The organism is Paenibacillus marinisediminis (assembly GCF_054343325.1).
The window spans coordinates 176,768-198,671 of the sequence record NZ_JBTGUH010000007.1; the positions used below are offsets into that span (position 1 = coordinate 176,768).

At 48.5% G+C, this 21,904-nt stretch carries 28 protein-coding genes; 24 read left to right on the forward strand and 4 right to left on the reverse strand.

The genetic code is table 11. The features are described from left to right. Positions 1–22: 22 nt before the first annotated feature. The gene (locus ACXX53_RS16520) at positions 23–970 is read right to left on the reverse strand and encodes a DUF1385 domain-containing protein (protein ID WP_458569761.1); all 948 of its coding nucleotides are present in this window, start codon (positions 968–970) and stop codon (positions 23–25) included. Between the two features lie 238 nt (positions 971–1,208). Here ACXX53_RS16520 and ACXX53_RS16525 point away from each other — a divergent pair, with 238 nt between their 5' ends. The 5 genes from ACXX53_RS16525 to ACXX53_RS16545 all read left to right on the forward strand — a co-directional run bounded on the left by ACXX53_RS16525 (position 1,209) and on the right by ACXX53_RS16545 (position 5,644). After that, entirely contained in the window at positions 1,209–1,742 is a 534-nt protein-coding gene (locus ACXX53_RS16525; protein ID WP_458569762.1) for a YqhR family membrane protein, read from the forward strand. 234 nt (positions 1,743–1,976) lie between these two features. Further along, a complete protein-coding gene (gene aroQ, locus ACXX53_RS16530; protein WP_458569763.1) occupies positions 1,977–2,417 on the forward strand; it encodes a type II 3-dehydroquinate dehydratase in 441 nt (146 codons plus the stop codon). A 46-nt stretch (positions 2,418–2,463) separates the two neighbouring features. Next, a complete protein-coding gene (locus ACXX53_RS16535; protein WP_458569764.1) occupies positions 2,464–3,537 on the forward strand; it encodes a M24 family metallopeptidase in 1,074 nt (357 codons plus the stop codon). Positions 3,538–3,584: 47 nt separating this feature from the next. After that, positions 3,585–4,142, forward strand: a complete 558-nt coding sequence (efp, locus tag ACXX53_RS16540) for an elongation factor P (RefSeq protein ID WP_458569765.1) — start codon at positions 3,585–3,587, stop codon at positions 4,140–4,142. A gap of 248 nt (positions 4,143–4,390) precedes the next feature. After that, a complete protein-coding gene (locus tag ACXX53_RS16545; protein WP_458569766.1) occupies positions 4,391–5,644 on the forward strand; it encodes an aspartate kinase in 1,254 nt (417 codons plus the stop codon). Positions 5,645–5,675: 31 nt separating this feature from the next. Here ACXX53_RS16545 and ACXX53_RS16550 read toward each other — a convergent pair whose 3' ends face one another. From ACXX53_RS16550 to comA, 3 genes are all read right to left on the reverse strand, one after another. Further along, positions 5,676–6,137, reverse strand: a complete 462-nt coding sequence (locus ACXX53_RS16550) for a DUF441 domain-containing protein (protein WP_458569767.1) — start codon at positions 6,135–6,137, stop codon at positions 5,676–5,678. Between the two features lie 144 nt (positions 6,138–6,281). Then, positions 6,282–7,007: a 2-phosphosulfolactate phosphatase gene (locus ACXX53_RS16555; protein WP_458569768.1), complete on the reverse strand. Its 726-nt coding sequence runs from the start codon at positions 7,005–7,007 to the stop codon at positions 6,282–6,284. 59 nt (positions 7,008–7,066) lie between these two features. After that, positions 7,067–7,885 carry a phosphosulfolactate synthase gene (gene comA / locus ACXX53_RS16560; RefSeq protein WP_458569769.1) on the reverse strand — a complete coding sequence of 273 codons (819 nt, stop codon included), beginning with the start codon at positions 7,883–7,885 and terminating at the stop codon, positions 7,067–7,069. 200 nt (positions 7,886–8,085) lie between these two features. Between comA and ACXX53_RS16565 the strand changes: the two genes are divergently transcribed. The 19 genes from ACXX53_RS16565 to ACXX53_RS16655 all read left to right on the forward strand — a co-directional run bounded on the left by ACXX53_RS16565 (position 8,086) and on the right by ACXX53_RS16655 (position 21,886). Next, positions 8,086–8,355 (forward strand): YqhV family protein, encoded by a 270-nt coding sequence (locus ACXX53_RS16565; protein WP_458569770.1) that lies wholly within the window; start codon positions 8,086–8,088, stop codon positions 8,353–8,355. A gap of 112 nt (positions 8,356–8,467) precedes the next feature. Further along, positions 8,468–9,547, forward strand: coding sequence for a stage III sporulation protein AA (spoIIIAA, locus tag ACXX53_RS16570; RefSeq protein WP_458569771.1), 1,080 nt, complete (start codon positions 8,468–8,470; stop codon positions 9,545–9,547). After that, entirely contained in the window at positions 9,540–10,064 is a 525-nt protein-coding gene (gene spoIIIAB, locus ACXX53_RS16575; protein ID WP_458569772.1) for a stage III sporulation protein SpoIIIAB, read from the forward strand. The genes spoIIIAA and spoIIIAB overlap by 8 nt, the downstream gene beginning before the upstream one ends. Before the next feature lie 11 nt (positions 10,065–10,075). Continuing rightward, positions 10,076–10,279, forward strand: coding sequence for a stage III sporulation protein AC (spoIIIAC, locus tag ACXX53_RS16580; protein WP_458569773.1), 204 nt, complete (start codon positions 10,076–10,078; stop codon positions 10,277–10,279). Positions 10,280–10,288: 9 nt separating this feature from the next. Then, the gene (spoIIIAD, locus tag ACXX53_RS16585; protein ID WP_458569774.1) at positions 10,289–10,678 is read left to right on the forward strand and encodes a stage III sporulation protein AD; all 390 of its coding nucleotides are present in this window, start codon (positions 10,289–10,291) and stop codon (positions 10,676–10,678) included. 24 nt (positions 10,679–10,702) lie between these two features. After that, positions 10,703–11,986: a stage III sporulation protein AE gene (gene spoIIIAE, locus ACXX53_RS16590; RefSeq protein WP_458569775.1), complete on the forward strand. Its 1,284-nt coding sequence runs from the start codon at positions 10,703–10,705 to the stop codon at positions 11,984–11,986. 24 nt (positions 11,987–12,010) lie between these two features. Further along, complete coding sequence (spoIIIAF, locus tag ACXX53_RS16595; RefSeq protein WP_458569776.1) at positions 12,011–12,856, forward strand: stage III sporulation protein AF; 846 nt, start codon at positions 12,011–12,013, stop codon at positions 12,854–12,856. Positions 12,857–12,965: 109 nt separating this feature from the next. Beyond that, positions 12,966–13,625: a stage III sporulation protein AG gene (spoIIIAG, locus tag ACXX53_RS16600; RefSeq protein WP_458569777.1), complete on the forward strand. Its 660-nt coding sequence runs from the start codon at positions 12,966–12,968 to the stop codon at positions 13,623–13,625. Between the two features lie 29 nt (positions 13,626–13,654). Then, on the forward strand, positions 13,655–14,299 hold the full coding sequence (locus ACXX53_RS16605; protein WP_458569778.1) for a SpoIIIAH-like family protein: 645 nt from the start codon (positions 13,655–13,657) through the stop codon (positions 14,297–14,299). A gap of 169 nt (positions 14,300–14,468) precedes the next feature. Then, positions 14,469–14,960: an acetyl-CoA carboxylase biotin carboxyl carrier protein gene (gene accB / locus ACXX53_RS16610; protein WP_458569779.1), complete on the forward strand. Its 492-nt coding sequence runs from the start codon at positions 14,469–14,471 to the stop codon at positions 14,958–14,960. A gap of 48 nt (positions 14,961–15,008) precedes the next feature. Next, positions 15,009–16,352 (forward strand): acetyl-CoA carboxylase biotin carboxylase subunit, encoded by a 1,344-nt coding sequence (accC, locus tag ACXX53_RS16615; RefSeq protein ID WP_458569780.1) that lies wholly within the window; start codon positions 15,009–15,011, stop codon positions 16,350–16,352. Positions 16,353–16,471: 119 nt separating this feature from the next. Then, the gene (locus ACXX53_RS16620; RefSeq protein ID WP_458569781.1) at positions 16,472–16,882 is read left to right on the forward strand and encodes an Asp23/Gls24 family envelope stress response protein; all 411 of its coding nucleotides are present in this window, start codon (positions 16,472–16,474) and stop codon (positions 16,880–16,882) included. Between the two features lie 68 nt (positions 16,883–16,950). Continuing rightward, entirely contained in the window at positions 16,951–17,487 is a 537-nt protein-coding gene (gene amaP / locus ACXX53_RS16625; protein WP_458569782.1) for an alkaline shock response membrane anchor protein AmaP, read from the forward strand. 15 nt (positions 17,488–17,502) lie between these two features. Then, positions 17,503–17,733 carry a DUF2273 domain-containing protein gene (locus ACXX53_RS16630; RefSeq protein WP_458569783.1) on the forward strand — a complete coding sequence of 77 codons (231 nt, stop codon included), beginning with the start codon at positions 17,503–17,505 and terminating at the stop codon, positions 17,731–17,733. A 167-nt stretch (positions 17,734–17,900) separates the two neighbouring features. Further along, positions 17,901–18,368 carry a transcription antitermination factor NusB gene (nusB, locus tag ACXX53_RS16635; protein ID WP_458569784.1) on the forward strand — a complete coding sequence of 156 codons (468 nt, stop codon included), beginning with the start codon at positions 17,901–17,903 and terminating at the stop codon, positions 18,366–18,368. Positions 18,369–18,473: 105 nt separating this feature from the next. Beyond that, a complete protein-coding gene (gene folD, locus ACXX53_RS16640) occupies positions 18,474–19,331 on the forward strand; it encodes a bifunctional methylenetetrahydrofolate dehydrogenase/methenyltetrahydrofolate cyclohydrolase FolD (RefSeq protein WP_458569785.1) in 858 nt (285 codons plus the stop codon). 33 nt (positions 19,332–19,364) lie between these two features. Continuing rightward, positions 19,365–20,735 carry an exodeoxyribonuclease VII large subunit gene (gene xseA / locus ACXX53_RS16645; protein ID WP_458569786.1) on the forward strand — a complete coding sequence of 457 codons (1,371 nt, stop codon included), beginning with the start codon at positions 19,365–19,367 and terminating at the stop codon, positions 20,733–20,735. Next, the gene (gene xseB / locus ACXX53_RS16650; protein ID WP_458569787.1) at positions 20,725–20,985 is read left to right on the forward strand and encodes an exodeoxyribonuclease VII small subunit; all 261 of its coding nucleotides are present in this window, start codon (positions 20,725–20,727) and stop codon (positions 20,983–20,985) included. The genes xseA and xseB overlap by 11 nt, the downstream gene beginning before the upstream one ends. Further along, on the forward strand, positions 20,978–21,886 hold the full coding sequence (locus ACXX53_RS16655; protein ID WP_458569788.1) for a polyprenyl synthetase family protein: 909 nt from the start codon (positions 20,978–20,980) through the stop codon (positions 21,884–21,886). Before xseB ends, ACXX53_RS16655 begins: the two co-directional genes overlap by 8 nt. The last annotated feature ends 18 nt before the right edge of the window (positions 21,887–21,904 follow it).

Consider the following 21,904-nt stretch of genomic DNA (forward strand, 5'->3'; position numbering starts at 1 on the left):
CCTTTCCGATACGTTGGTATAATTACGAAGCGATATCTACCATAAGCTCATTATCCAGTTCTTTCATTCGCGTAAAGGAAGCGATGGACACTTCTACTTGATCATCAGAAGGTTCCTTGGTCGTCAGTAACTGCAGCCACAACCCAGGGTAACCAAGAAAACGGAGCACGGGCACATCGCGGACTGAATTCGTAAGTTTCAGGAATTCATACGAAACGCCGATGACGACAGGCAGCATAACTAGCCGTCCGATAACTCGGTCTACTAATCCATCATATGGAACGAAGGAATAGATGATGACGCCAATCAATACAGTTAGAACGACGAAGCTGCTTCCGCAGCGATAGTGCAATCTCGTAAACTTCTGAACATTGTCAACAGTAAGCTCGACGCCAGCTTCATAAGCGCTGATTACTTTATGCTCCGCTCCATGGTATTGGAACAGTCGTTTAATGAGCGGTGTCAAGGAGATCGCCCATAAGTAACCAATTAGAATGATAATCTTTATGATACCTTCAATGATGGTATGAATAACTCTATTGTCGAACAGCTTTCCGAACAGAATCTGCTCGATTGCAGCAGGTCCAGCTGTGAATATGACCTTACCAACTATAAATGATAATACCCCAACAACAGCAACGCCGAGTATCATAGAAAGGTCCCAGCTTGACTTCTTACCTTCCTGTTGAGCTTCAGGACCTTCATCATCCTCATCTTCAGCGTACTTCTCAGCGGAGAAATTAAGGTGCATAGCTCCTTTGGCACTAGCTTCGATAATTCCCACCAAGCCGCGCAGGAGCGGAATCTTCTTGAGCGCGGTTACCCATTTCTTATCGGTGCGCGGTACCTCGTAGTAATCAATATCATTATTTTTGCGGCGAACTGCGGTAACGTTCACCTTGCGACCTGCAAACATTACGCCTTCAATAACCGCTTGTCCTCCGTATGCAACTTGTGCTTGTTCAGACAATCTCTTCACCATCCTTATGAGTTCATACATGCCTTAAGCGGCTACTATTAATGCTATTGTATCGAATTTGAGACACTTTTGCCACAACATATAGATTACAAGATATAGTTTATTGCCAATTACCCGACTAGTTGTACTTTGTTGGCGCATACTACCCATAATTAGCTCCATACATAAAGCCGCTCGAAACACGGGTGCTTGGTGTGAGAAACTTAAAGCTTGTAGAAGGGGATGCATCATGAACGAGGCGTATTTTCGAAAACAGGAACAAATGAACCGGAAGAAACATAAAACAAACATGTTCACTTTTTCGCTGCAGCTTGGATTATTTGCTGGTCTTATCTGGGGAGGCTTGCGATGGATAGCGTACGAGCTGCACTTTACCATCGTCGTTCCCGGCTTCATATTGGAGCCATACTTCAAACATGAATTTTTGGAAAAGCCGGCAGGCGGATGGTTGGGATGGGCTTCCTTTATTGTACTGTCTATAATTGCAAGTTTGATTTATACGCTCCTGTTTAAGAAAATTCCAGGTTTCTTGGCGGGTATTGTATACGGGGTCATCTGGTGGGTTGTTCTATTTATCGCAATTGGACCGATGCTGAAATGGATGCCTCCAATAACGAAAGTAAATTGGAATTCCATCTGGACAGATAGCTGCTTGTTTCTGCTTTGGGGATTATTTATCGGCTACACAGTAGCTATCGAATATAATGATGAGCGAGTACGTGAGTCGGTTAATCCGACGAATGGTAATCAACAGGCCAGTTAGGACAAACTCGACATAAACTTGTACAAATCGATCTCGTGGAGGATCACTCACAAACAGAATCAGCCATATTGGAATAGAAAATGTGTGATTTAATCGATGCTTATCCTGTGTATATGCTTCTCAAGCGCTGTTTCGTGTGATAAAATACGTGAGTATTCGTCTACATAAGTTCTCTGTTGTCTCGTTTGCTATTTAGATGGATAGAGATACTCGGCATAAACAGGTGGGATAGATATGGCGCATTATCTTGTATTGAACGGCCCTAATCTTAATATGTTGGGCATTCGTGAGCCGGATGTGTACGGAGTCGTAACACTCGCTTCTATAGAAGAGCGCTTAAGCAAGGTGGCTGCTGATCTGGGTGTTGAGCTTGAGTTTCTGCAGAGCAACCATGAAGGGGTTATAATTGACCGTATTCATGCCGCTTATGGAAATTGTGACGGCATCTTGATCAATCCCGGTGCATGGACCCATTATAACTATGCCATTCGGGATGCTTTAAGCACAGTTGGGCTGCCAACGGTTGAGGTTCATATGTCTAACATTCATAAACGAGAAGCTTTCCGTCATCATTCTGTGACGGCTTCTGTCGTGATCGGGCAAATTGCTGGTTTCGGTGCGTACAGCTATGAGTTGGGGCTCCATGCCTTACATCATGCCGCTCAACAGATGTAAGTAAGTTATCACGGACATTAATGATCTTATAGAGGAGATGATTCGGATGAGTAACTCACGTGTGCAGCGACTGCGCGCCGCAATGGCCAATAACGGTCTTGAGGCGATGTGGATTGCTAGCGGCATTAACCGCCGTTACATGACGGGCTTTACAGGTTCAGCAGGCTTCGTCCTGATAACGAAGGATCGAGCAGTATTGTTAACTGATTTCCGCTATATGACGCAAGCTCCACAGCAAGCGAAAGACTTCGAAGTGGTGGAGCACGCTAAAGTATCGGATACACTCAAAGGCTTGCTCTCGGATATGGGTATTCAGAAGATGGGCATTGAACAGGAGCATATGTCTTATGCCACATTCAAAGAGCTTCAGCAGGACCTTAATCCAATTGAACTCGTCGGAACGAGCGGATTAGTAGAGGACATCCGCATGATTAAAGATGAAGACGAGCTTCGTATTATGCGAGAAGCGGCTGATCTGGCGGATCGCACATTCTCACATATTCTCGGCTATTTGAAGCCGGGTGTGTCGGAGCTTGATATCGCGCTTGAGATGGAGTTCTTCATGCGCAAGAACGGTGCAACCTCCAGCTCATTTGATACGATTGTGGCTTCGGGCGAGCGTTCTGCGCTTCCGCATGGCGTTGCCAGCGATCGAATCATCCAAGGCAATGAGTTTATTAAGTTGGACTTTGGCGCTCTGTATAAAGGCTATTGTTCTGACATTACCCGTACTGTCGTACTGGGCAAACCATCAGACAAGCACAAAGAGATTTACAATATTGTATTGGAATCGCAGCTGTATGCGTTGGAGCATATCCGTCCTGAAATGACTGGACGTGAAGCCGATGCGCTTGCTCGCGATATTATTACCAAGCATGGATACGGTCCGAACTTCGGACACAGCCTAGGACATGGCTTGGGTATGGAGGTTCATGAATCTCCTCGCCTGTCCAAAGCTGGAGATACGGTGTTAACTCCTGGTATGACCGTAACGGTTGAGCCTGGCATTTATGTGCCTGGATTCGGCGGTGTTCGCATTGAAGACGACATCGTCATTACGGAAAACGGGATTGAAATAATAACACATTCAACGAAAGATCTGCTCGTACTTGATATGTAATCATACATGCTTTACGGGTCTGAACGTATGTAGGAGGGAAATGAATAGTGATATCAGTAAATGATTTCAAAACAGGCTTGACAGTATTAGTAGACGGTGACATCTTCTCCGTTGTTGAATTCCAACACGTAAAACCGGGTAAAGGTGCGGCGTTTGTTCGCTCCAAGCTTAGAAATCTGCGCAACGGCAACATCACAGAGAAAACGTTCCGTGCAGGTGAAACAATCGGCCGCGCTCAGATCGACAACCGTGAAGTTCAGTACCTTTACAACAGCGGTGAAGAGTACACATTCATGGACAACGAGACTTATGATCAATTTAACTTGTCCAAAGATCAGCTCGAATGGGAAATCAAATTCCTGAAGGACAACATGATCGTTAACATCTCCAGCTTCCAAGGTGAAATCCTTGGGATCAGCTTGCCTACAAGCGTAGAGCTGAAGGTTATCGAGACTGAGCCAGGCGTTAAAGGCAACACGGCTCAAGGCGCATTGAAAAATGCGAAAGTAGAAACAGGCTTGAACGTTATGGTTCCACTCTTCATCAACGAAGATGATGTTCTCTTGATTGATACTCGTGACGGCAAATACATGTCCCGCGCGTAATTAGGAATGTAAATGAAAGAACCCTGGCTGCTCCTCGGAGCGCTGGGGTTCTTTTTATACTATCACACAATAACGCTTTACCGCAGAGAAGATTATGGTATAATGTAGAGATCTGACGAAGGAAGCTTGAAAGGGGATGGCAACTATTTTCACGAAATATGTAAATATTGCTTTCCCATGTCAAAGTGGATGCTTTATAATAAGTTTTTAGATGAAATTTACATCCTGCGGGATAGGAGTGAGTCAGCGTGGCATTATTCGTAATGAAATTCGGAGGAAGTTCGGTCGGCGATATCGAACGTATGCAGCGAGTAGCCAAACGTGTCGTCGAGAAGAAACTGGAAGGTCATCAATGCGTTGTCGTGGTATCAGCAATGGGAGACACGACGGACGATTTAATTGATAAATCGAAGCTGTTAATTGAACAACCGCCAGCAAGAGAGATGGATATGCTGCTGACGACAGGCGAACAGATTAGTGTAGCGTTATTGTCGATGGCGATTCATCAGTTGGGACATGCAGCAACTTCCTTTACAGGGTGGCAAGCAGGCTTTCGTACGGATAGTACGCATGGCAAAGCTAGGATTCTGGATATTGAACCTGAACGTGTTCAAGCGGCTCTCCAAGCAGACAGTATCGTTATCGTAGCAGGCTTCCAAGGCATGTCGGAGTCTGGAGAGATTACGACATTGGGCCGCGGCGGGTCGGATACGACTGCAGTTGCGCTAGCGGCTGCTATTCAAGCGGATGTATGTGAAATTTACACCGATGTGGATGGAATCTACTCTACAGATCCACGAATCGTTAACTGTGCTCGCAAGCTGAAGGAAATTTCATATGATGAAATGCTGGAGCTGGCTCATTTAGGCGCTGCAGTCCTTCATCCTCGAGCTGTAGAGTATGCTAAGCATAACAATGTGTGCTTGGTCGTGCGTTCAAGTTTCAATCATAATGAAGGGACATACGTCAAGGAGGAAGCGGTTATGGAACAGGGAGTTGTAGTGAGTGGTATTGCATACGATAAGAACGTAGCTCGCATTAGTATTCTGGGTGTAGTCGATCAACCGGGTATACTGGCTAAAGTGTTCGGTACGTTGGCTGAAGCGGGAATAGATGTTGATATTATCGTACAGAGCGGCGTAATGGATGGCACAGCAGACTTCTCCTTCACAACTGGCTTAGAAGAATGCGAGAAGGCCATCCAGGTTCTTTATAAGCTTCGCTCAGAGCTTCCGTATCGCGATATAACATCTGAGAAGGATCTCGTTAAAGTATCGATCGTCGGTGCTGGCATGGTTAGCAACCCTGGCGTAGCGGCTCAGATGTTCCAAGTGATGTCCAGCCTTAACATAAGCATTAAGATGGTAAGCACATCCGAGATCAAACTATCCTGCGTCATTGCCAACAACCAGTTGCATGATGTTATCCGCGCGCTGCATACCGCATACGGATTGGATACGGTGGATCAAGCATTTGTAGGTGGACCGAAAGATCGCCGCTAGTCTATTCATTGTACATATTGATGAAGGGCTGCTACGGTGAAGGAAAGAACCATTTGAACAATTGAACGAAGAATGCGGTTATTCCTGCGGCCATGAGCGGCCCGACAGGTATGCCTCTTAAGAAAACGATCCCGATGATTGAACCGGCTACGAGGCCGACGATCATTTGTGGGTCGTTTTTTAGCAGATGAAGACCTTGGCCGTTCATAAATGTAGCCAGCGCTCCGCCTAGCAGTGCTAGAATGCCTGTCCATGATGTAAGCGTAGAGACGATGTCCTTCATATGAATTCGCTCTGATGCGAATGGTACTAGGACTGCAATCGTCAGAAACAGCAGACCGAACTCCAATCCGCGTCTTTCAAGCGTCGGCAAGAACCGATCCAGATGAACTAACTTGACGATCAGCAATATACATGCTGCCGTTGTAATAATAGGTGAGCGGCTGACCAAGCCGATCAGAATAAGCGTAACAAGAATGAACTCCCCGTTCATAGGCGTTGCTCCTTAAAGAAGAGTGAAAGGGCTGTATCGTATAATGCTATTCCATAATAAGAGAACAGCTTGAGACAAGCCCTATACTTCACGTTATGCCAATGCTGAGCGAGTTTAGAACTAACACATGTCGCTTGATTCGATTTAGATCGCCATTGGGATCATCATCAGTTGGTCATAGTGCGGAACGAGTGAAATACTGTTTACAGTAGAACAGTATTCTATATCTTTCGTATAGCCAAGCTTAGACAATCTTCTACCGCTGGAGCTGTTCAATAGTACTTCATATAGATTAGCTTCATGATGTAGATAAGCGCTCATGGACATGCTGCCGAGGTCGTTAGTAGTAACCGAATCAGAGCTGCTCTCCGCAGTCTTCATGAGTTCATGCAGCAGCAGCCCCGCGCATAGCCCATCTTCTAATGCAAATGTATCCTGTGTGCCAGCGCACAGCAGAGCAACATCCTTGCGCAGGTTCCAGGCCGCTTGTGCGCAAGCTCTCGCATTCAGAAATGAGCCAGCCAATATCCGTTCAGCCCGAATGGCCTTCTGGATCGCGCGCGTACCGTTCGTAGTCGTCATCACGATACGTTTGCCCCGAATCTCTTCATTCATATACTCAAATGGAGAATTACCAACATGGAACCCGGCTATCTTCTTACAGAAACGCTCTCCTCCGAGCACATCATCTGGTTCACAGCATTGCTTGGCCTGACCAACTGTTTCTACCGGTACTACACCGAGCGCGCCATGTGCAAGCGCGGTTACGATGGTACTCGTAGCGCGCAGTGCGTCGATTACGATTACTGTACGATGGGTCAGATCGATAACCCTCGATTCGCCGACGCTTGCGATGACGTCGATATGCATCGGTAAATACCCCCTTTATGATGATCTAATACCACTGAGCCTCGTTTGTGACCAAGGTCTTATATTTCATAGTTGAACACATGATGTTCTAGGACCGTATCGGATCTCAGTCCGCGTCTTAATGCTTCTAATGAAAGGATATCCTCTGGCGATACATTGCCAATGCTGGCGTTGACCCCAGCAATCTTCAAGATGAACAATTGCTGATCTTTACGCGGGGCTTCCCATAGAAGACGATCCTTCTGTACGATATGCTGCAGGATGGCTTCGACCATCATGTGGTCACATTCGCCATTGCGGTCGTAGATGCCAACGCCAGCACCCGACTCGCGTCCTTCAAGCGTCATCCAGGAGGCGCCGCAATCCAGGTCGTACAGCAGCGTTTCCTCTAATTGTTCGACATCAAAGCGGCTTCCGCTCAGTTTCTTGCCGTATTCGGTGCAAACCTCGAATCCTTGCTCCTTGGCAAGTCGGATCAGTCGGGAACGTTCGGTACGTGACATTGAAATGGTGCCGTCAGATACTTCAACCGCGGAGAAGCCCATCTCTCTCATCATATGAAAATAATCTGTAACCATGCCTTTTAAGTAGGCTACCTCTAATAAGGTTCCGCCAGGCATGATCGCAATTCCATGTTGACGTGCCAGATGGGTCTTCATCTTGACTAGCGATAGAGGTACTAGTACCGACGTGCCAAAGCCCAGCTTCACAACATCAAGATGCTCGCCAGCAGTAGCAATCATATCCTCGAATGCGCGCATGCCAAGTCCTTTATCCATCACCATCGTGAAGCCGCTGCTTCTCGGTTTAAGAAGTCGCATCCCGCTCGGATCGCATAATTGCTCCGGCCACGTCGATACCGCATTCCGTAAATTCATGCTCGTGTTCTCCTTTGCCACACAAACTAATCTAAATTTATCCATAATCGTGTTAACTCATGCAAGCAATATATGCCGAGTATCCCTGACGGGTGCCTATACAATGGTGGGCATGTTTCACATCTCCTCGAGCATACAATGAATTAATTGGACAGGCGGTGTAAACAGGATAACCGTTTGATGAGGAGGCTGGAAGAAGAGTGAACTGGGATAAATTCGTGATGAGTATGGCGGGTCTGCGGCTTATGTCAGGTTCGTTGGAGATCATCGCAGCCATTATTATGCTGAGGCTGAACGAACCGGCGAAGGCGTTGGCGGTTAATTCAATGCTTGCCTTAGTAGGACCGTTGGTATTGGTTGCAACGACGACGATTGGTCTTATCGGAATTGCAGATAAATTGACATGGAGCAAGATATTGTGGATTGCTCTTGGCGTCACATGTCTGCTGGTTGGTGTTCTGAAAAAGTAGAGCCTATCACATTTGTACAAGAAGTCATATTTGTTGAGCTTGACCCATAAACATCTGATAGAAACGGTCAACCATGCTTCAATCCTATTCACATCCAGAGAGGTGGTGCTGCATGAACGATCAACTTCGGACGGGCTGGTCACTCGTTCTCCCGCCTGAGCTCCGCTCGCTCATCCTTCATATACCGCCCAACAAATTAAGAGAGCTGGAGGAAATACGGATTCGCGAACACCGTCCGCTGGAAATAGGCAGCGGAGGTGAATTTCATTTCGTTACCCCTAAGGGATTGCTGACCGATCTGCCGCAAGAAGCCTATGTGCCGACAAGAGAAGATGCACACCAGCTGCTTGATCTGATGACGAATCATTCTCTCTATACGATGGAAGAACAGCTTAGGAGAGGGTTTGTCACGATCGCAGGCGGACATCGGATCGGACTAGCAGGCCGAACCGTGCTCTCGAACGGCAAGGTGAGCCATTTGCGGGAAATATCCAGCTTCAATCTTCGAATTGCCCGAGAAGTACAAGGGGCTGCATGCTCCATTATGCCGCATCTCCTAGACTTCAAGCAGCAGACGGTGCATCATACGTTGATCATCTCCCCGCCGCAGCACGGCAAGACGACGATGCTTAGGGATGTGGCTCGCTCGATTGCGTCTGGCTGTTGGTACCATCCGGACGCGAAGTGGAAAGCGCTCAAAGTTGGGGTCGTAGATGAACGGTCCGAGATCGCTGGCTGCCTGAAAGGCGTGCCTAGCTTCGATCTAGGATATCGGACAGACGTTCTAGACGGATGTCCGAAGGCAGAAGGCATGATGATGCTCATTCGCTCCATGTCGCCTGATGTTATAGTGGTCGATGAATTTGGTCGTGAAGACGATGTCTTCGCGATGAAAGAGGCTATACATGCAGGTGTGCGCGTTGTTGCAACCGCCCACGGCAGCGATATAGACGAAGTCAGCCGCAGACCTGGCATCGGTACGATGATGGCGGAAGGCGTATTCAGTCGAATCGTGCTGCTAAGGCGAACGAAGAAAGAATGGACACGCCGTGTTTATGACGAGAAGCGAAGAGCATTGCTTCTAACAGAAGCACCGCATACATTTCAGGTTACCCAAGCTGCGCAGTCAGCATATGCTTCGTCTGCTATGCAAGCCACACCTGTCACGAAAGGCGGCGGGTCTCATGCTTAAACTGATCGGTGCCGCAATCGTTATTAGCGTTGCTACAGCTATCGGATGGCTGCAATCGGCTTCTTATTCGGAACGGCCTAAGCAGCTGAGAACGCTGATCGTCGGGCTTCAAAGGCTGGAAACAGCCATCGTATATGGCCATTCACCGCTGGATGAAGCCTTTGCCGAGCTAGGAGAACAGCTGCCAACCCCGATCAACGGTCTGTTCGATAGAGCGGCGGGCACGATGCGTGCCCGTGACATTACGATCGTCACAGCTAAGGAAGCCTGGCTGCAAGCCTTGAAGGAAGTATGCAAGCAGACGTCGCTTAAGAAGCAAGACTTACGAATACTGCAAGACTTTGGCATGAGCCTAGGCGTGAGCGACAAGGATGATCAACGCAACCATATTCGCCATGCGGTCAAGCGTTTGGAGCAAGAAGAGCTATCCGCTCGCGAAGAGCAGGGCAAGTATGGAAAGATGTACAGAAGCTTGGGGCTGCTTAGCGGCATTTTAGCTGTCATTTTGATGTATTGAGGTGCCATGACATGAATGTGGATGTGAGCGCAATATTCCAGATTGCCGGAATCGGCATCATTATCGCGATGATTCATACCGTATTAAAGCAAATGGGCAAAGAAGATATGGCGCACTGGGTTACGCTCATTGGGTTCGTTGTGGTCTTATTCATGGTTATCCGTTTGCTGGATCATCTGTTTCAGGAGATTAAGACCATTTTCTTGTTCCAGTAGGTGAGTGAGATGGAAATCGTACAGATTGTCGGAATAGGGCTGATTGCAGCGATTCTTGCGCTTGTTGTGAAGGAGCAGAAGCCGATGTTTGCTTTTCTCATCACATCGTTTGCAGGTGTGCTGATCTTCCTATTTCTGATTGGAAAGATTGAGGCCGTCATCGAAGTGCTGAAGGATCTTGCAGAGCGTTCCGGCATCCAGCCTGTTTACTTAAAAACGATTCTCAAAATTATCGGAATTGCCTACATCGCAGAGTTTGGAGCACAAGTGGTGCGAGATGCTGGACAAGACAGCATCGCCTCTAAGATCGAATTAGCTGGAAAAGTGCTGATCATGGTGCTCGCCATTCCGATCATTAGCGTAATCATTGAAACCGTCATGAAGCTGCTGCCGACATAGGCGGAACGAGGAGGGCTATCCAAGGTGAATAGACACAGGCTGCACGCTGCCTCGGATTCGAAGCGCATATGGGTAGTTTTGGCGCTATGCCTCATGATCGCTGCTGTCGGCATCAGCTTCGGTGGCTCGACCGTTAGCGGTGAAGCATCTATGGACAAGCAGATTATAGGTGCGGCTAGCGTAATCGCTGAGCCTGCTGATGAGTCGGTAACCATGACGAACGAATGGGTGCAGCGGCAGACGAAGCAGGTGAACACTGGAGAAGTCGAAACCTATTGGCAGGAGTTATTGTCGAAATACGGCGGGTTCTTCCCGCGCGATTCACTGCCAGACTTTGCGGACTTGCTGCTTCCAGGCGGTGAGAAGCTGACGATCAGCAACACGATGAAGGCACTGGGTAAATTCATGTTGCAGGAAATCATGCTGAACGGCAAGCTAATTGTCACAATCGTCATTCTGGCTGTATTCAGCATGGTGCTGGAGACGCTGCAAACGGCATTTGAACGCAATACAGTCAGTAAGATCGCTTATTCGATATCGTATATGGTCATTATCATACTAGCCATTAACAGCTTCTATGTTGCGATCGGTTATGCCAAAGATGCGATAACGAGCATGATCCACTTCATGATGGCGATGGTGCCGCTCTTGTTTACGCTGCTGGCTTCACTAGGTAATGTCGTGACCGTATCTGTCATGCATCCGTTAATTGTGTTCATGATTCATATGGTCGGGACACTGATCTATGTCGTCGTATTCCCGTTATTGTTCTTTTCCGCCGTTCTTCATATTGTCAGCACGCTGACGGATAAATACAAAGTGACACAGTTGGCTAACCTCCTTCGTAACTCAAGCGTTGGATTGCTTGGGATACTGTTGACCGTTTTTCTCGGAGTCATCTCAGTACAAGGGGTAACAAGTTCGGTTACAGACGGAGTTGCGCTACGGACGGCCAAGTATATCACAGGCAATTTTGTGCCAGTTGTCGGGCGCGTGTTCTCCGACGCTACGGATACTGTAATATCAGCCTCGTTATTGGTTAAAAATGCGGTCGGTCTGACGGGTGTAATCATTCTGCTCTTTCTCTGTGCATTTCCAGCCCTAAAGATTATGACACTCGCGCTAATATACAATGTTTCAGCTGCTATAATGCAGCCGCTTGGCGATAGTCCTGTCGTCAGCTGCTTGCGAACCGTTGGCAAGAGCATGATCTATGTGTTTGCGGCGCTCGCTGCAGTCGGATTGATGTTTTTCTTAGCCATTACCATTCTGCTTACCGCAGGCAATGTAACGGTTATGATGCGTTAAAACTATGAGGAAGAGGGGGAGAGCATGAGCTGGTTAAGCCAATGGCTAAAGGAAATCATCATGGTCATTCTGTTGGCAGCCTTTATCGATCTGCTGCTCCCGAACCGTACAATGCAGCGGTATGTCAAGCTGATGATGAGTCTCATCATCTTGCTCATTCTGCTGTCGCCGATCATGAAGCTGTTTGATTCGAAGATCACGGAGGAGCTGGCTGCGGAATGGGAGAAGGCTTCTGCTAATACCCCTGGAGCCTTTGAATCGCTGACATCGATTCAACGAGAAGCATCGCGTTTAACGTCAGTGCGCAATGCTGAAGTGATGAAGGTAGCCGCAACGCAGCTGGAAGCAAATATGAAGGTGCAGCTGCGCGAAGCGTTGGCGACGAAGTCAGCGGCGCTTGGATCAGCTTCGGGCAGCCAAGAAGCCGCGGTTCCTGCGCTGTCAGCGCAGCAGATGAAACAGGCAGATATCTCATCTGTAGCAGTTGAGATAGCACACACGGCTGCCGGAGAGCCAAAGATAGCTTCGGTAGGGATCATCTTAAGATGGCGAACTGCTGCCGAAGCTGCGGGTGATGAACTACGGAGGCTGCCGCAGGATACAGGGGGGGATTCGTCTACTGGAACTGATGCGATAGCACCTGTAGAGAATGTTCAGCCTGTAACCATTCAAGCCAATCCGAACATTCAGCTTGGAGAAGCAAGCAAGCAGGAGAGGCATGAAGCCAACAATTCTTCTTCACGACAAGGCAGAGAAGCAACTAGAGAGATGGAGAAGGAGCAGAAGCGGATGGCTGAAGCAGAAGTCATAAGGCTTCTAACGACGCAATGGCTTGTAAGCGCCGAGCAGGTTAAGGTGCAATGGGAATAGCTTATGAAAAATATTTGGACAAACCTGTCATAAATATGGACATAGAGCGTATAGGTGAAATGAGGAGTATGAAATGCATGTTTACGAGAGCGAAAGGCGGTAGGTCGTCGTGGCAAAGTGGCTGCAGCAGATTGAATCGTTGCTTGGCAAAGGATCGAATGGAACTAACAAAATAAAAACCTTTCGTTGGCTTCTGCTTCTCGGTCTTATCGGCGCTGCGTTAGTTCTAATGAGCTCATTAAATGTCTTCGGCGGTACAAGCAACTGGCTAAAGGGGAATGATGGGCGTGAACCTCCAGCGGTAGGTGCGTTTCAAACTCAAGGCGAGGCAGAACCAGATAAGCAGGTTGCTGCGAATTCATTCGAATCTATCGAGAATTCGTTCGAGGCTCGTGTGCGCGACATCTTGGAAGACATCATCGGTGTAGGACAAGTTGACGTGATGGTCACGATCGATTCAACGGAGGAGCTAGTCATTCAGCGCAATATGAAGGACAGTCAGCAGACGACAGAAGAGAAGGATGCCAATGGCGGAACAAGGCACATCACGCAATTCACACGTGATGGCGAGATCGTGATGCTGGAATCGTCAGGCGATAATACACCGATCGTGACGAAGCGCATCAAGCCTAAGGTCAGAGGAGTTGTCGTAGTCGCTGGCGGTGCGGAGAACAAAGTGGTGAAGCAAATTATTACAGATGCGGTCGAGAAAGGCTTGAATGTTCCATCCTATCGCATCTCGGTCGTACCGCGGAAGATTGTCGAATAATGAGGGGTAGAAGAGGGAGGTTGTATGGAATGAATACGAAACGTCAAACGATCTGGCTGGTTTCGATGTTGAGCTTGATGGTCGTACTGTCCGCCTATTACTTGTTCACAGAAGATGCGACGCCGGAAACAGTCAATGGAAATGGTACCCAAGTAACAGTCAAGGGCAACGCGAAGGAAGCAGCTGTAACCCCAGATGTACAGTATCAAGAGGTTACGGGCAATTCAACATCTGCAAAAGATGGCAAAAACAACGTGTCACAAGGATCGATATCGGAAGAGACTCAAAAGATATTGGATCAAGTGGAGTCGCAAGGCGTGATGTCACGCAGCCTGATCGAAGAGAAGCAGATGGAGCGTCATACACAATATGAGCAAACACAGGATAAGTTATTAGCCATGATCAATGACGCGACGATCACGGATGAGAAGCTGTACAGTGCATATGATGAAATGGAAAAGATCGAGGATCGCGAGCAGAAGATAACGAACCTAGAAGCTCAGCTTCAGCAAGACTATGATAATGCAGTAATTACGCAGGAAGAAGACAAATATAAAGTCGTTGTACAGAGCAACAAGCTGGAAGTTAAACAAGCGGTTGACATTATGAGCAAGCTGATGAAAGAGCTGAATGTGACACAGGATAAAGTCAGTATTCAATATGTCACGGATTAATAGTTTAATTGCGATGTACGCAGCTGTGTAAACAGCACCAAGCCCGGTTCAAGCAACTGGGCTCTTTCTATTTGGGACGTTTATGATATAATACTTACGTCTCGATTGATTGTCCACAACCTAGGTATATGATAAATTCGGATACATATCGTTTTGAGGAGTGAATGTCTTGTTCAAAATAAGCGAAATTAAAGAGCTCATTAAGCTGTTGGACCAAACTTCAGTTCAGGAGTTGGAAATTGAGAATGAAGGATTCCGTCTCGCGCTGCGCAAGCCTGGTCGTACGGAAGTGGTAGCGGTGAATGCTGGGGCTGCGCCTCAAGCTGCTGTGTCCGCACCGTTGGTCGTGAGTGCTCCTGCACCTGCGCCTGCAGTTGAAGCCGTTACAGAGACTAAGCCTGTTGCGGCTAAGCAAGAGGAGCTTCACTCCGTTACATCGCCGATGGTAGGCACATTCTACAGCGCTTCATCACCAGATGCCGCACCATTCGTACAAGTAGGCAGCAAGGTTCATGAGAAGAGCGTCGTATGTATTCTTGAAGCGATGAAGCTGATGAATGAAGTCGAAGCTGACGTTAAAGGCGAGATTGTTGAAGTGCTAGTTGAGAATGGGCAATTGGTCGAATACGGACAACCGCTGTTCTTGGTAAAGCCGGAATAATCAGAATTCGTTCTGAATCGTTGCGAAAGACCAAGAGGAGGCTGAAACATGAAATTTCAAAAAATACTGGTAGCCAATCGAGGCGAGATTGCCGTTCGAATCATTCGCGCGTGTCGTGAAATGGGTATTGCGTCTGTAGCCGTGTACTCGGAGGCGGATCGTGATTCGCTGCATACGCGGCTTGCTGACGAAGCTTACTGCATCGGACCGACATCTTCCAAGGACAGCTATCTAAACTTTACGAATCTGATGAGTGTTGCAACTCTTACGGGATGCGATGCGGTTCATCCGGGATACGGGTTCTTAGCTGAGAATGCGGACTTCGCTGAGATCTGCGATTCCTGTGGAATCACGTTCATCGGTCCGTCACCTGATGCGATCGAGCGTATGGGTGACAAGGCTGTTGCCAAGCAAACGATGAAGGATGCGGGTGTTCCGGTTATTCCAGGCTCTGACGGTCTTGTGGATGATATGGAACAAGCGTTGATGATCGCTCGCGATATCGGATATCCGATCATCATTAAGGCGACTGCCGGCGGCGGTGGCAAGGGAATTCGGATCGCTGATAATGAGGAAGATCTCATTAAGCAGATGAAGACTGCGCAGCAGGAAGCGGAGAAGGCGTTCGGCAATGCCGGTGTGTATCTGGAAAAATATTTGACAGGTATGAAGCATGTTGAGGTTCAGATCGTAGCCGACAAGCATGGAAATGTCGTGCATCTGGGTGAACGCGACTGCTCCGTGCAGCGTCGTCGTCAGAAGCTGGTTGAAGAAGCGCCTTGCCCTGTTCTGAACGATGAGATTCGCGAACGTATGGGTACTGCAGCAGTGCGCGCAGCGCATGCCGTTTCCTATTCCGGCGCGGGTACGCTGGAGTTTCTGCTTGCTCCGAACGGTGAATTCTACTTCATGGAGATGAATACACGCATTCAAGTCGAGCATCCGGTCTCCGAGATGATTACCGGCGTTGACATTATTAAAGAGATGATCCGCGTCGCTGAAGGCGAGAAGCTGTCCGTATCCCAGGAAGATATCGTGATAAATGGCTGGGCGATTGAATGCCGCGTGAACGCGGAGGACCCATCCCGCAACTTTATGCCTTCACCAGGTCATATTTCATTCTACTTGCCGCCTGGAGGCTACGGTGTACGAGTTGACAGTGCCGCTTATCCAGGATATACGATCTCTCCGTATTATGATTCCATGATTGCGAAGCTGATTGTATGGGCGCCAACGCGTGAAGAAGCCATTGAGCGAATGAAACGGGCTTTGTCCGAGTTTTCAATCGAAGGAATACATACAACGATTCCGTTCCATTTACGTCTCTTGCAGCACCCTACTTTTATTCGTGGGGATTTTGACATCAAATTCTTAGAAGATCACGAGGTATAAATTTGGTAATTTGTTTTTCATGATATCGTTTGTCATAAAAATGCACAGATGATATAGTTATGAATAATAGGTGGACAAAGTGGGTATATCCAAACACAATTAGTCAGGAGTGGTTTAGGATGAGTCAAACAATGATCTCCGAGTTCGAACGTACAGATTTAGGAAATATTCAAATTGCGCCAGAGGTAATTGAAGTCATTGCAGGATTAGCAACGGTTGAAATTGACGGTGTAGCAGGCATGAGCGGCGGGTTTGCAGGTGGTATCGCTGAACTGCTAGGACGCAAGAACCTTTCGAAGGGTGTAAAGGTTGAAGTTGGACAGCGTGAAGCTGCTGTAGATGTATCGATTATTGTTCACTATGGCAACAAGATCCCTGAAGTTGCAGCTAACATTCAGAACAATGTGAAGCGTTCGATTGAGATGATGACTGGCTTGCATGTAATAGAAGTTAACGTGCATGTACATGACGTTCATTTCAAAGCAGCAGAGAAAGTAGAAGAAGTTGAAGCTGTTGCTCGCGTAAAATAAAGCAGGTTGCGGTAACCCCCTCCCTTAGGCAGGGGGTTACCTGTAATTCGACAAGGAGGCTCGACACCATGAGCAGAATATTAGACAGGCTTATGCTGTTTGTATATAGCTTCGTTATCGGGACGCTCTCCTTGGCAGCTATCGCTGCCACTACAGGACTTATACCGCGCTTCTCTATAACGGGTCCAGATTGGCTAATAGGCACAGTCATCGTGACGGCTGCTGTAATGTTTCTATTTAGTTTGCGTTTCTTTGTCATGTCAGTTAAACGGGAACGCACAACTCTGCCATCAATTGATCAACGTACAGATATCGGAGATATTAAGATTTCGATTGAAACGATTGAGAATGTTGCCCTTAAGGCAGCGACGCGAGTACGTGGAGTAAAAGATCTGAAAGCGCGCATTCATGCGAATGATGCTGGTCTTGAGATTACCATCCGTGCCATTGTGGATGGGGAACATGCCATTCCAGAGATTACGGAAGAAGTACAGCGTAATGTAAGAGACTATGTTCACGAAATTACGGGGATTCCTGTGTCTTATGTGTCAGTATACGTTGCCAACATTGTGCAATCGCAAACATTTAAGGCACGCGTTGAATAGGTGGTGAGCTTTCCAATGTGGAAAGAGTTATGGGAGAGTCACAGTAGCCGCATCATTGGCATTGGAGCAGGGATCGGTCTCGGATTCATTTATTTATTTGCTGGTTTTTGGGACATGCTATTCTTTGCCTTGGTCGTCTTTATCGGTTATCAGGTAGGTAAGCATAAAGATTTGAACTTGGGTCCCATGATTCCATGGCAGCGTATGATGTCATGGCTGTCTGAACGCAGAAGATGGTTGAAGTAGTCCTATGCACGCTCCGAACGACTGCAACACCTCGGTCTGACCGATGGAGACGAACGGAGCGAGTATAGGATTTTTGTGTGTTTGCAGAGGGAAATGAAACTATGTAGGATTAGCATTAGATAATGAGAGAACGATATGAATACAAGCATATTGCAGGAGGAAATCGAATGAAAAGACGCATGGCGCGTGAGATGGTAATTCATAGCTTATATCAAATGGAGATGAACGGTGTGTCTCCAGAACAGGCAGTGAAGATGGTCGTAGAAGAAGCGAATCAAGAGGAAAGTGAACTCGGCATGGAGGGCAAACACGCTACTGCAATGCATGATCAAGTATTGCATTGGGTGACAGAATCATGGAATAAGCGGGAAGAGCTTGACTCTGTGCTTACCAAATATCTGAAGGGTTATCAAGTGGATCGTTTGTCGCGCGTTGACCGTCAAATATTGCGATTCGCCGCATATGAGCTAATACATCGCGACGATGTGCCGCCAAAAGTAGTGGTAAACGAAGCTGTCATTCTGGCAAAACATTTCGGCACAGATGAATCCGGTAAATTCGTTAACGGTGTGTTAGGGCAAATGCTGCGTGACCGTGAAGTAGAACAGGGAGCTTCAGCTCCTGCCTCGGAGTAAATAAAGCTCAAGGTCTTCGTTGACTTCTGAGGGGAACGGGCGAGTCAGCTGGATGCTGCTAACGACTTATAGTCGTAATTAGTTACAACTGTGAGGGGGATAACTATGGAGACGAATGTGATGGATGGTAAAGCTGTATCTGCTGCAATGCGGGAAGAAATGAAGCAGGAAGTGGAACGCTTGAAGTCGCTCAATATACAGCCGGGTCTGGCGGTAGTCTTAGTTGGCGACGATGCAGCTTCTCAAGTCTATGTAAATAGTAAGCATAAAGCTTGCAATGAGATTGGCTATTACTCGGAAGTGCATCGTATGCCTGCAGATACGAGTGAAGAAGAGCTGCTGGCTATGATTGATCGTTTGAACAATCAAGATACGATTCATGGCATTCTCGTGCAGCTTCCACTACCGAAGCATATCAACGAGAAGGCAGTTATTAATGCCATTGCCGTTGAGAAGGATGTAGATGGGTTTCATCCTGTCAGTGTAGGCAACCTTGTTATCGGAGATGATTCCCTGCTTCCATGTACGCCTGCAGGTGTGATTGAGATGTTGAAGCGATATCAGGTTCAGATCGCGGGCAAGCATGCCGTCGTGATCGGCCGCAGCAATATCGTCGGTAAGCCGGTGTCATTGCTGCTGCAGCGAGAGCATGCGACGGTCACCATGTGCCATTCTCGCACAGAGAACATCAAAGAGCTGACGAAGCTGGCTGATATCGTTGTGGTGGCAATCGGCCGTGCTAATTATCTGGATCGCTCCTACTTGAAACCGGGCGCTGTCGTCATCGACGTAGGAATGAACCGTTTGGAATCCGGCAAGCTTGCCGGCGATGTAGATTACCAGGACGTGAAGGACATGTGTGAGTGGATTACTCCTGTTCCAGGCGGCGTAGGACCTATGACAATAACGATGCTGATGTATAACACGCTTAAGTCTGCCAAGCGAATTCATCAGATTCAATAATGACAGCAGGAATGGACCGAAAGGAGGCGGAGAATGCTGCAAGCCAGTGAAGACCGAATCTTGAGCGTGAAAGATCTGAACCGGTACATACGCATGAAGCTGGACGGCGATGCACGAATGCAGGATGTATGGCTGCGCGGGGAAATATCAAATTTCACGCACCATTCCAGCGGTCATATGTACTTTACTCTTAAAGATGCGGACAGCAGAATTAAGGCTATTATGTTCTCTTCTGCAAATCAGAGACTCGCCTTCCGACCGAAGGAAGGAACACGCGTCATTGCTAAGGGATATGTCACGGTATATGAACGTGACGGGCAGTATCAATTCTATGCTCAGCAGATGCAGCCTGACGGCTTAGGAAGCCTGTACTTGGCTTATGAACAGTTAAAGGAGCGCCTGCAGAGTGAAGGGCTGTTTGATGCGACGCGCAAGCGGAATATTCCTGCGTTCCCGAAAGCCATCGGTGTGGTAACGTCACCGACAGGGGCCGCGATACGCGATATTATAACGACGCTGAATCGCAGACAGCCGGGTATTCCCGTGCTGCTAATGCCCGTGCTTGTGCAGGGCAAGCAGGCGGCGCCATCCATCGCGGCAGCGATCCGTGCCTTCAACCGCTATGGCGAGGTTGATGTCATCATCGCTGGACGCGGCGGCGGCTCACTCGAGGAGCTATGGGCTTTTAACGAGGAAGAGGTGGCGCGCGCAATTGCAGAATCGGCGATCCCTGTCATCTCAGCGGTCGGTCATGAGACCGACTTCACTATCGCCGACTTCGTCGCGGATCTCCGCGCTCCAACGCCTACGGCGGCAGCCGAGCTGGCTGTACCGCACATTGAGGATGTGCGGCAGCATCTGAGCCATCTCGGCTCGCGCCTGAAGCAGGCAGTTCGGCGCTCGATCGCCGTACAGCAGGAGCGCTTGCTGCGCTCGCAGCAGGCGGGCGTCATGCGCCGCCCGAAGCAAGCGCTGGAGCAGCGGCGCATTGCGCTTGCGCGCTGGAACGATCGGCTGATGAATCAGAGCCGATCGCTTGCAAGCCGCAAGGAGAAGCAGCTCGCAGCGCTCACCGCGCGCTTGAAGGATCAATCGCCTGTGCATCAGGTGAAGATCGCGCACAATCGACTGCGCTCCTCTGACCGAGAGATGCGGGCGGCGATGCACGCTTTAACGCGCAGGCAGGGCATGCAGCTAACTGCAGCTATACGGCAGCTCGATGCGCTTAGCCCGCTTAAAGTAATGGCTCGCGGCTACAGCCTCGTCTATGACGAGCAGGAGACGAAGCTGATTCGCAAGCTGGACGACGTGCAGTTGGGCGATGTGATCAAAGTGAAGGTGGCCGATGGGCAGATCGATGCCCAAGTCTGGTCTTTGAAAGGGAGAGACGAAGATGAATCATGAGATGGAACAAATTCAGAGCCTGTCTTTTGAGGCGGCCATGGAACGGCTTGAGCACATCGTGCAGCAGCTCGAAAGCGGAGATGTGCCGCTAGAGCAAGCGATCGAGCTATTTCAAGAAGGCATGCTCTTGTCCAATAGCTGTTCAGCGAAGCTTGAGCAGGTAGAACGTCGAATTGAGATGCTGACGGAGCAGGACGGTGAATGGAAGCGTCAACCGTTCCAGCCGGAAGCGGGTGACGGTAATGAGTAATCAAGCAGATCGTATTCGGGCGTATATGGATGCCCGAATATCGATGATTGAGGAAGCGCTTCCCCGTGAGCTGAACCGCGAATGGGATGTGCCTGGACCGCTGCGCGAATCGATGCTCTACTCCCTAATGGCAGGCGGCAAGCGGCTGCGACCGCTGATGGTGATCGCTGCATGCGAGAGTGTAGGTGGACGCATGGAAGCGGCGCTTCCTACGGCTTGCGCTATCGAGATGATCCACACGTATTCGCTCATACATGATGACTTACCTGCAATGGACAACGATGATTATCGTCGCGGCAAGCTCACGAATCATAAGGTGTATGGCGAAGCGATGGCTATACTGGCTGGGGACGGCCTGCTGACGCAAGCTTTTTACAGCGTTTCTCAAACAACCAAACGATACGGAGTACCAGCAGAGGTCACATTGGCCGTAACGGAAGAACTAGCGGAATATGCGGGAATGCGCGGCATGGTCGGCGGTCAAGCAGCTGACATGCTTGGCGAACAGGGAATAACTTCACAAGAACAGTTGGATTATATCCATTTGCATAAAACGAGCGATCTCGTTATCTTCTCTTTACGGGCTGGGGCTCGTATAGGCGGAGCGACACAGGAGCAGATAGCGGGTCTTGAACGATACGGTCATAATATTGGACTAGCCTTCCAAATCCAAGATGATATTCTTGATGTTATCGGAGAAGAAGCACGAACAGGCAAATCCAAAGGCAGCGATGAGAAGAGCGGCAAAGTAACCTACCCTTATCTCATTGGTCTTGAAGCATCGCAGCGTAAGGTAGCGAGTTTAACTGAGGAAGCGAAGCAAGCGCTTATCGATGCTAACATTCCATCACCTGCGCATCTGTTTGATCTTGCAGACTTTTTAATGAATCGAGATCATTGATTAGGAATGTCTTGGCTC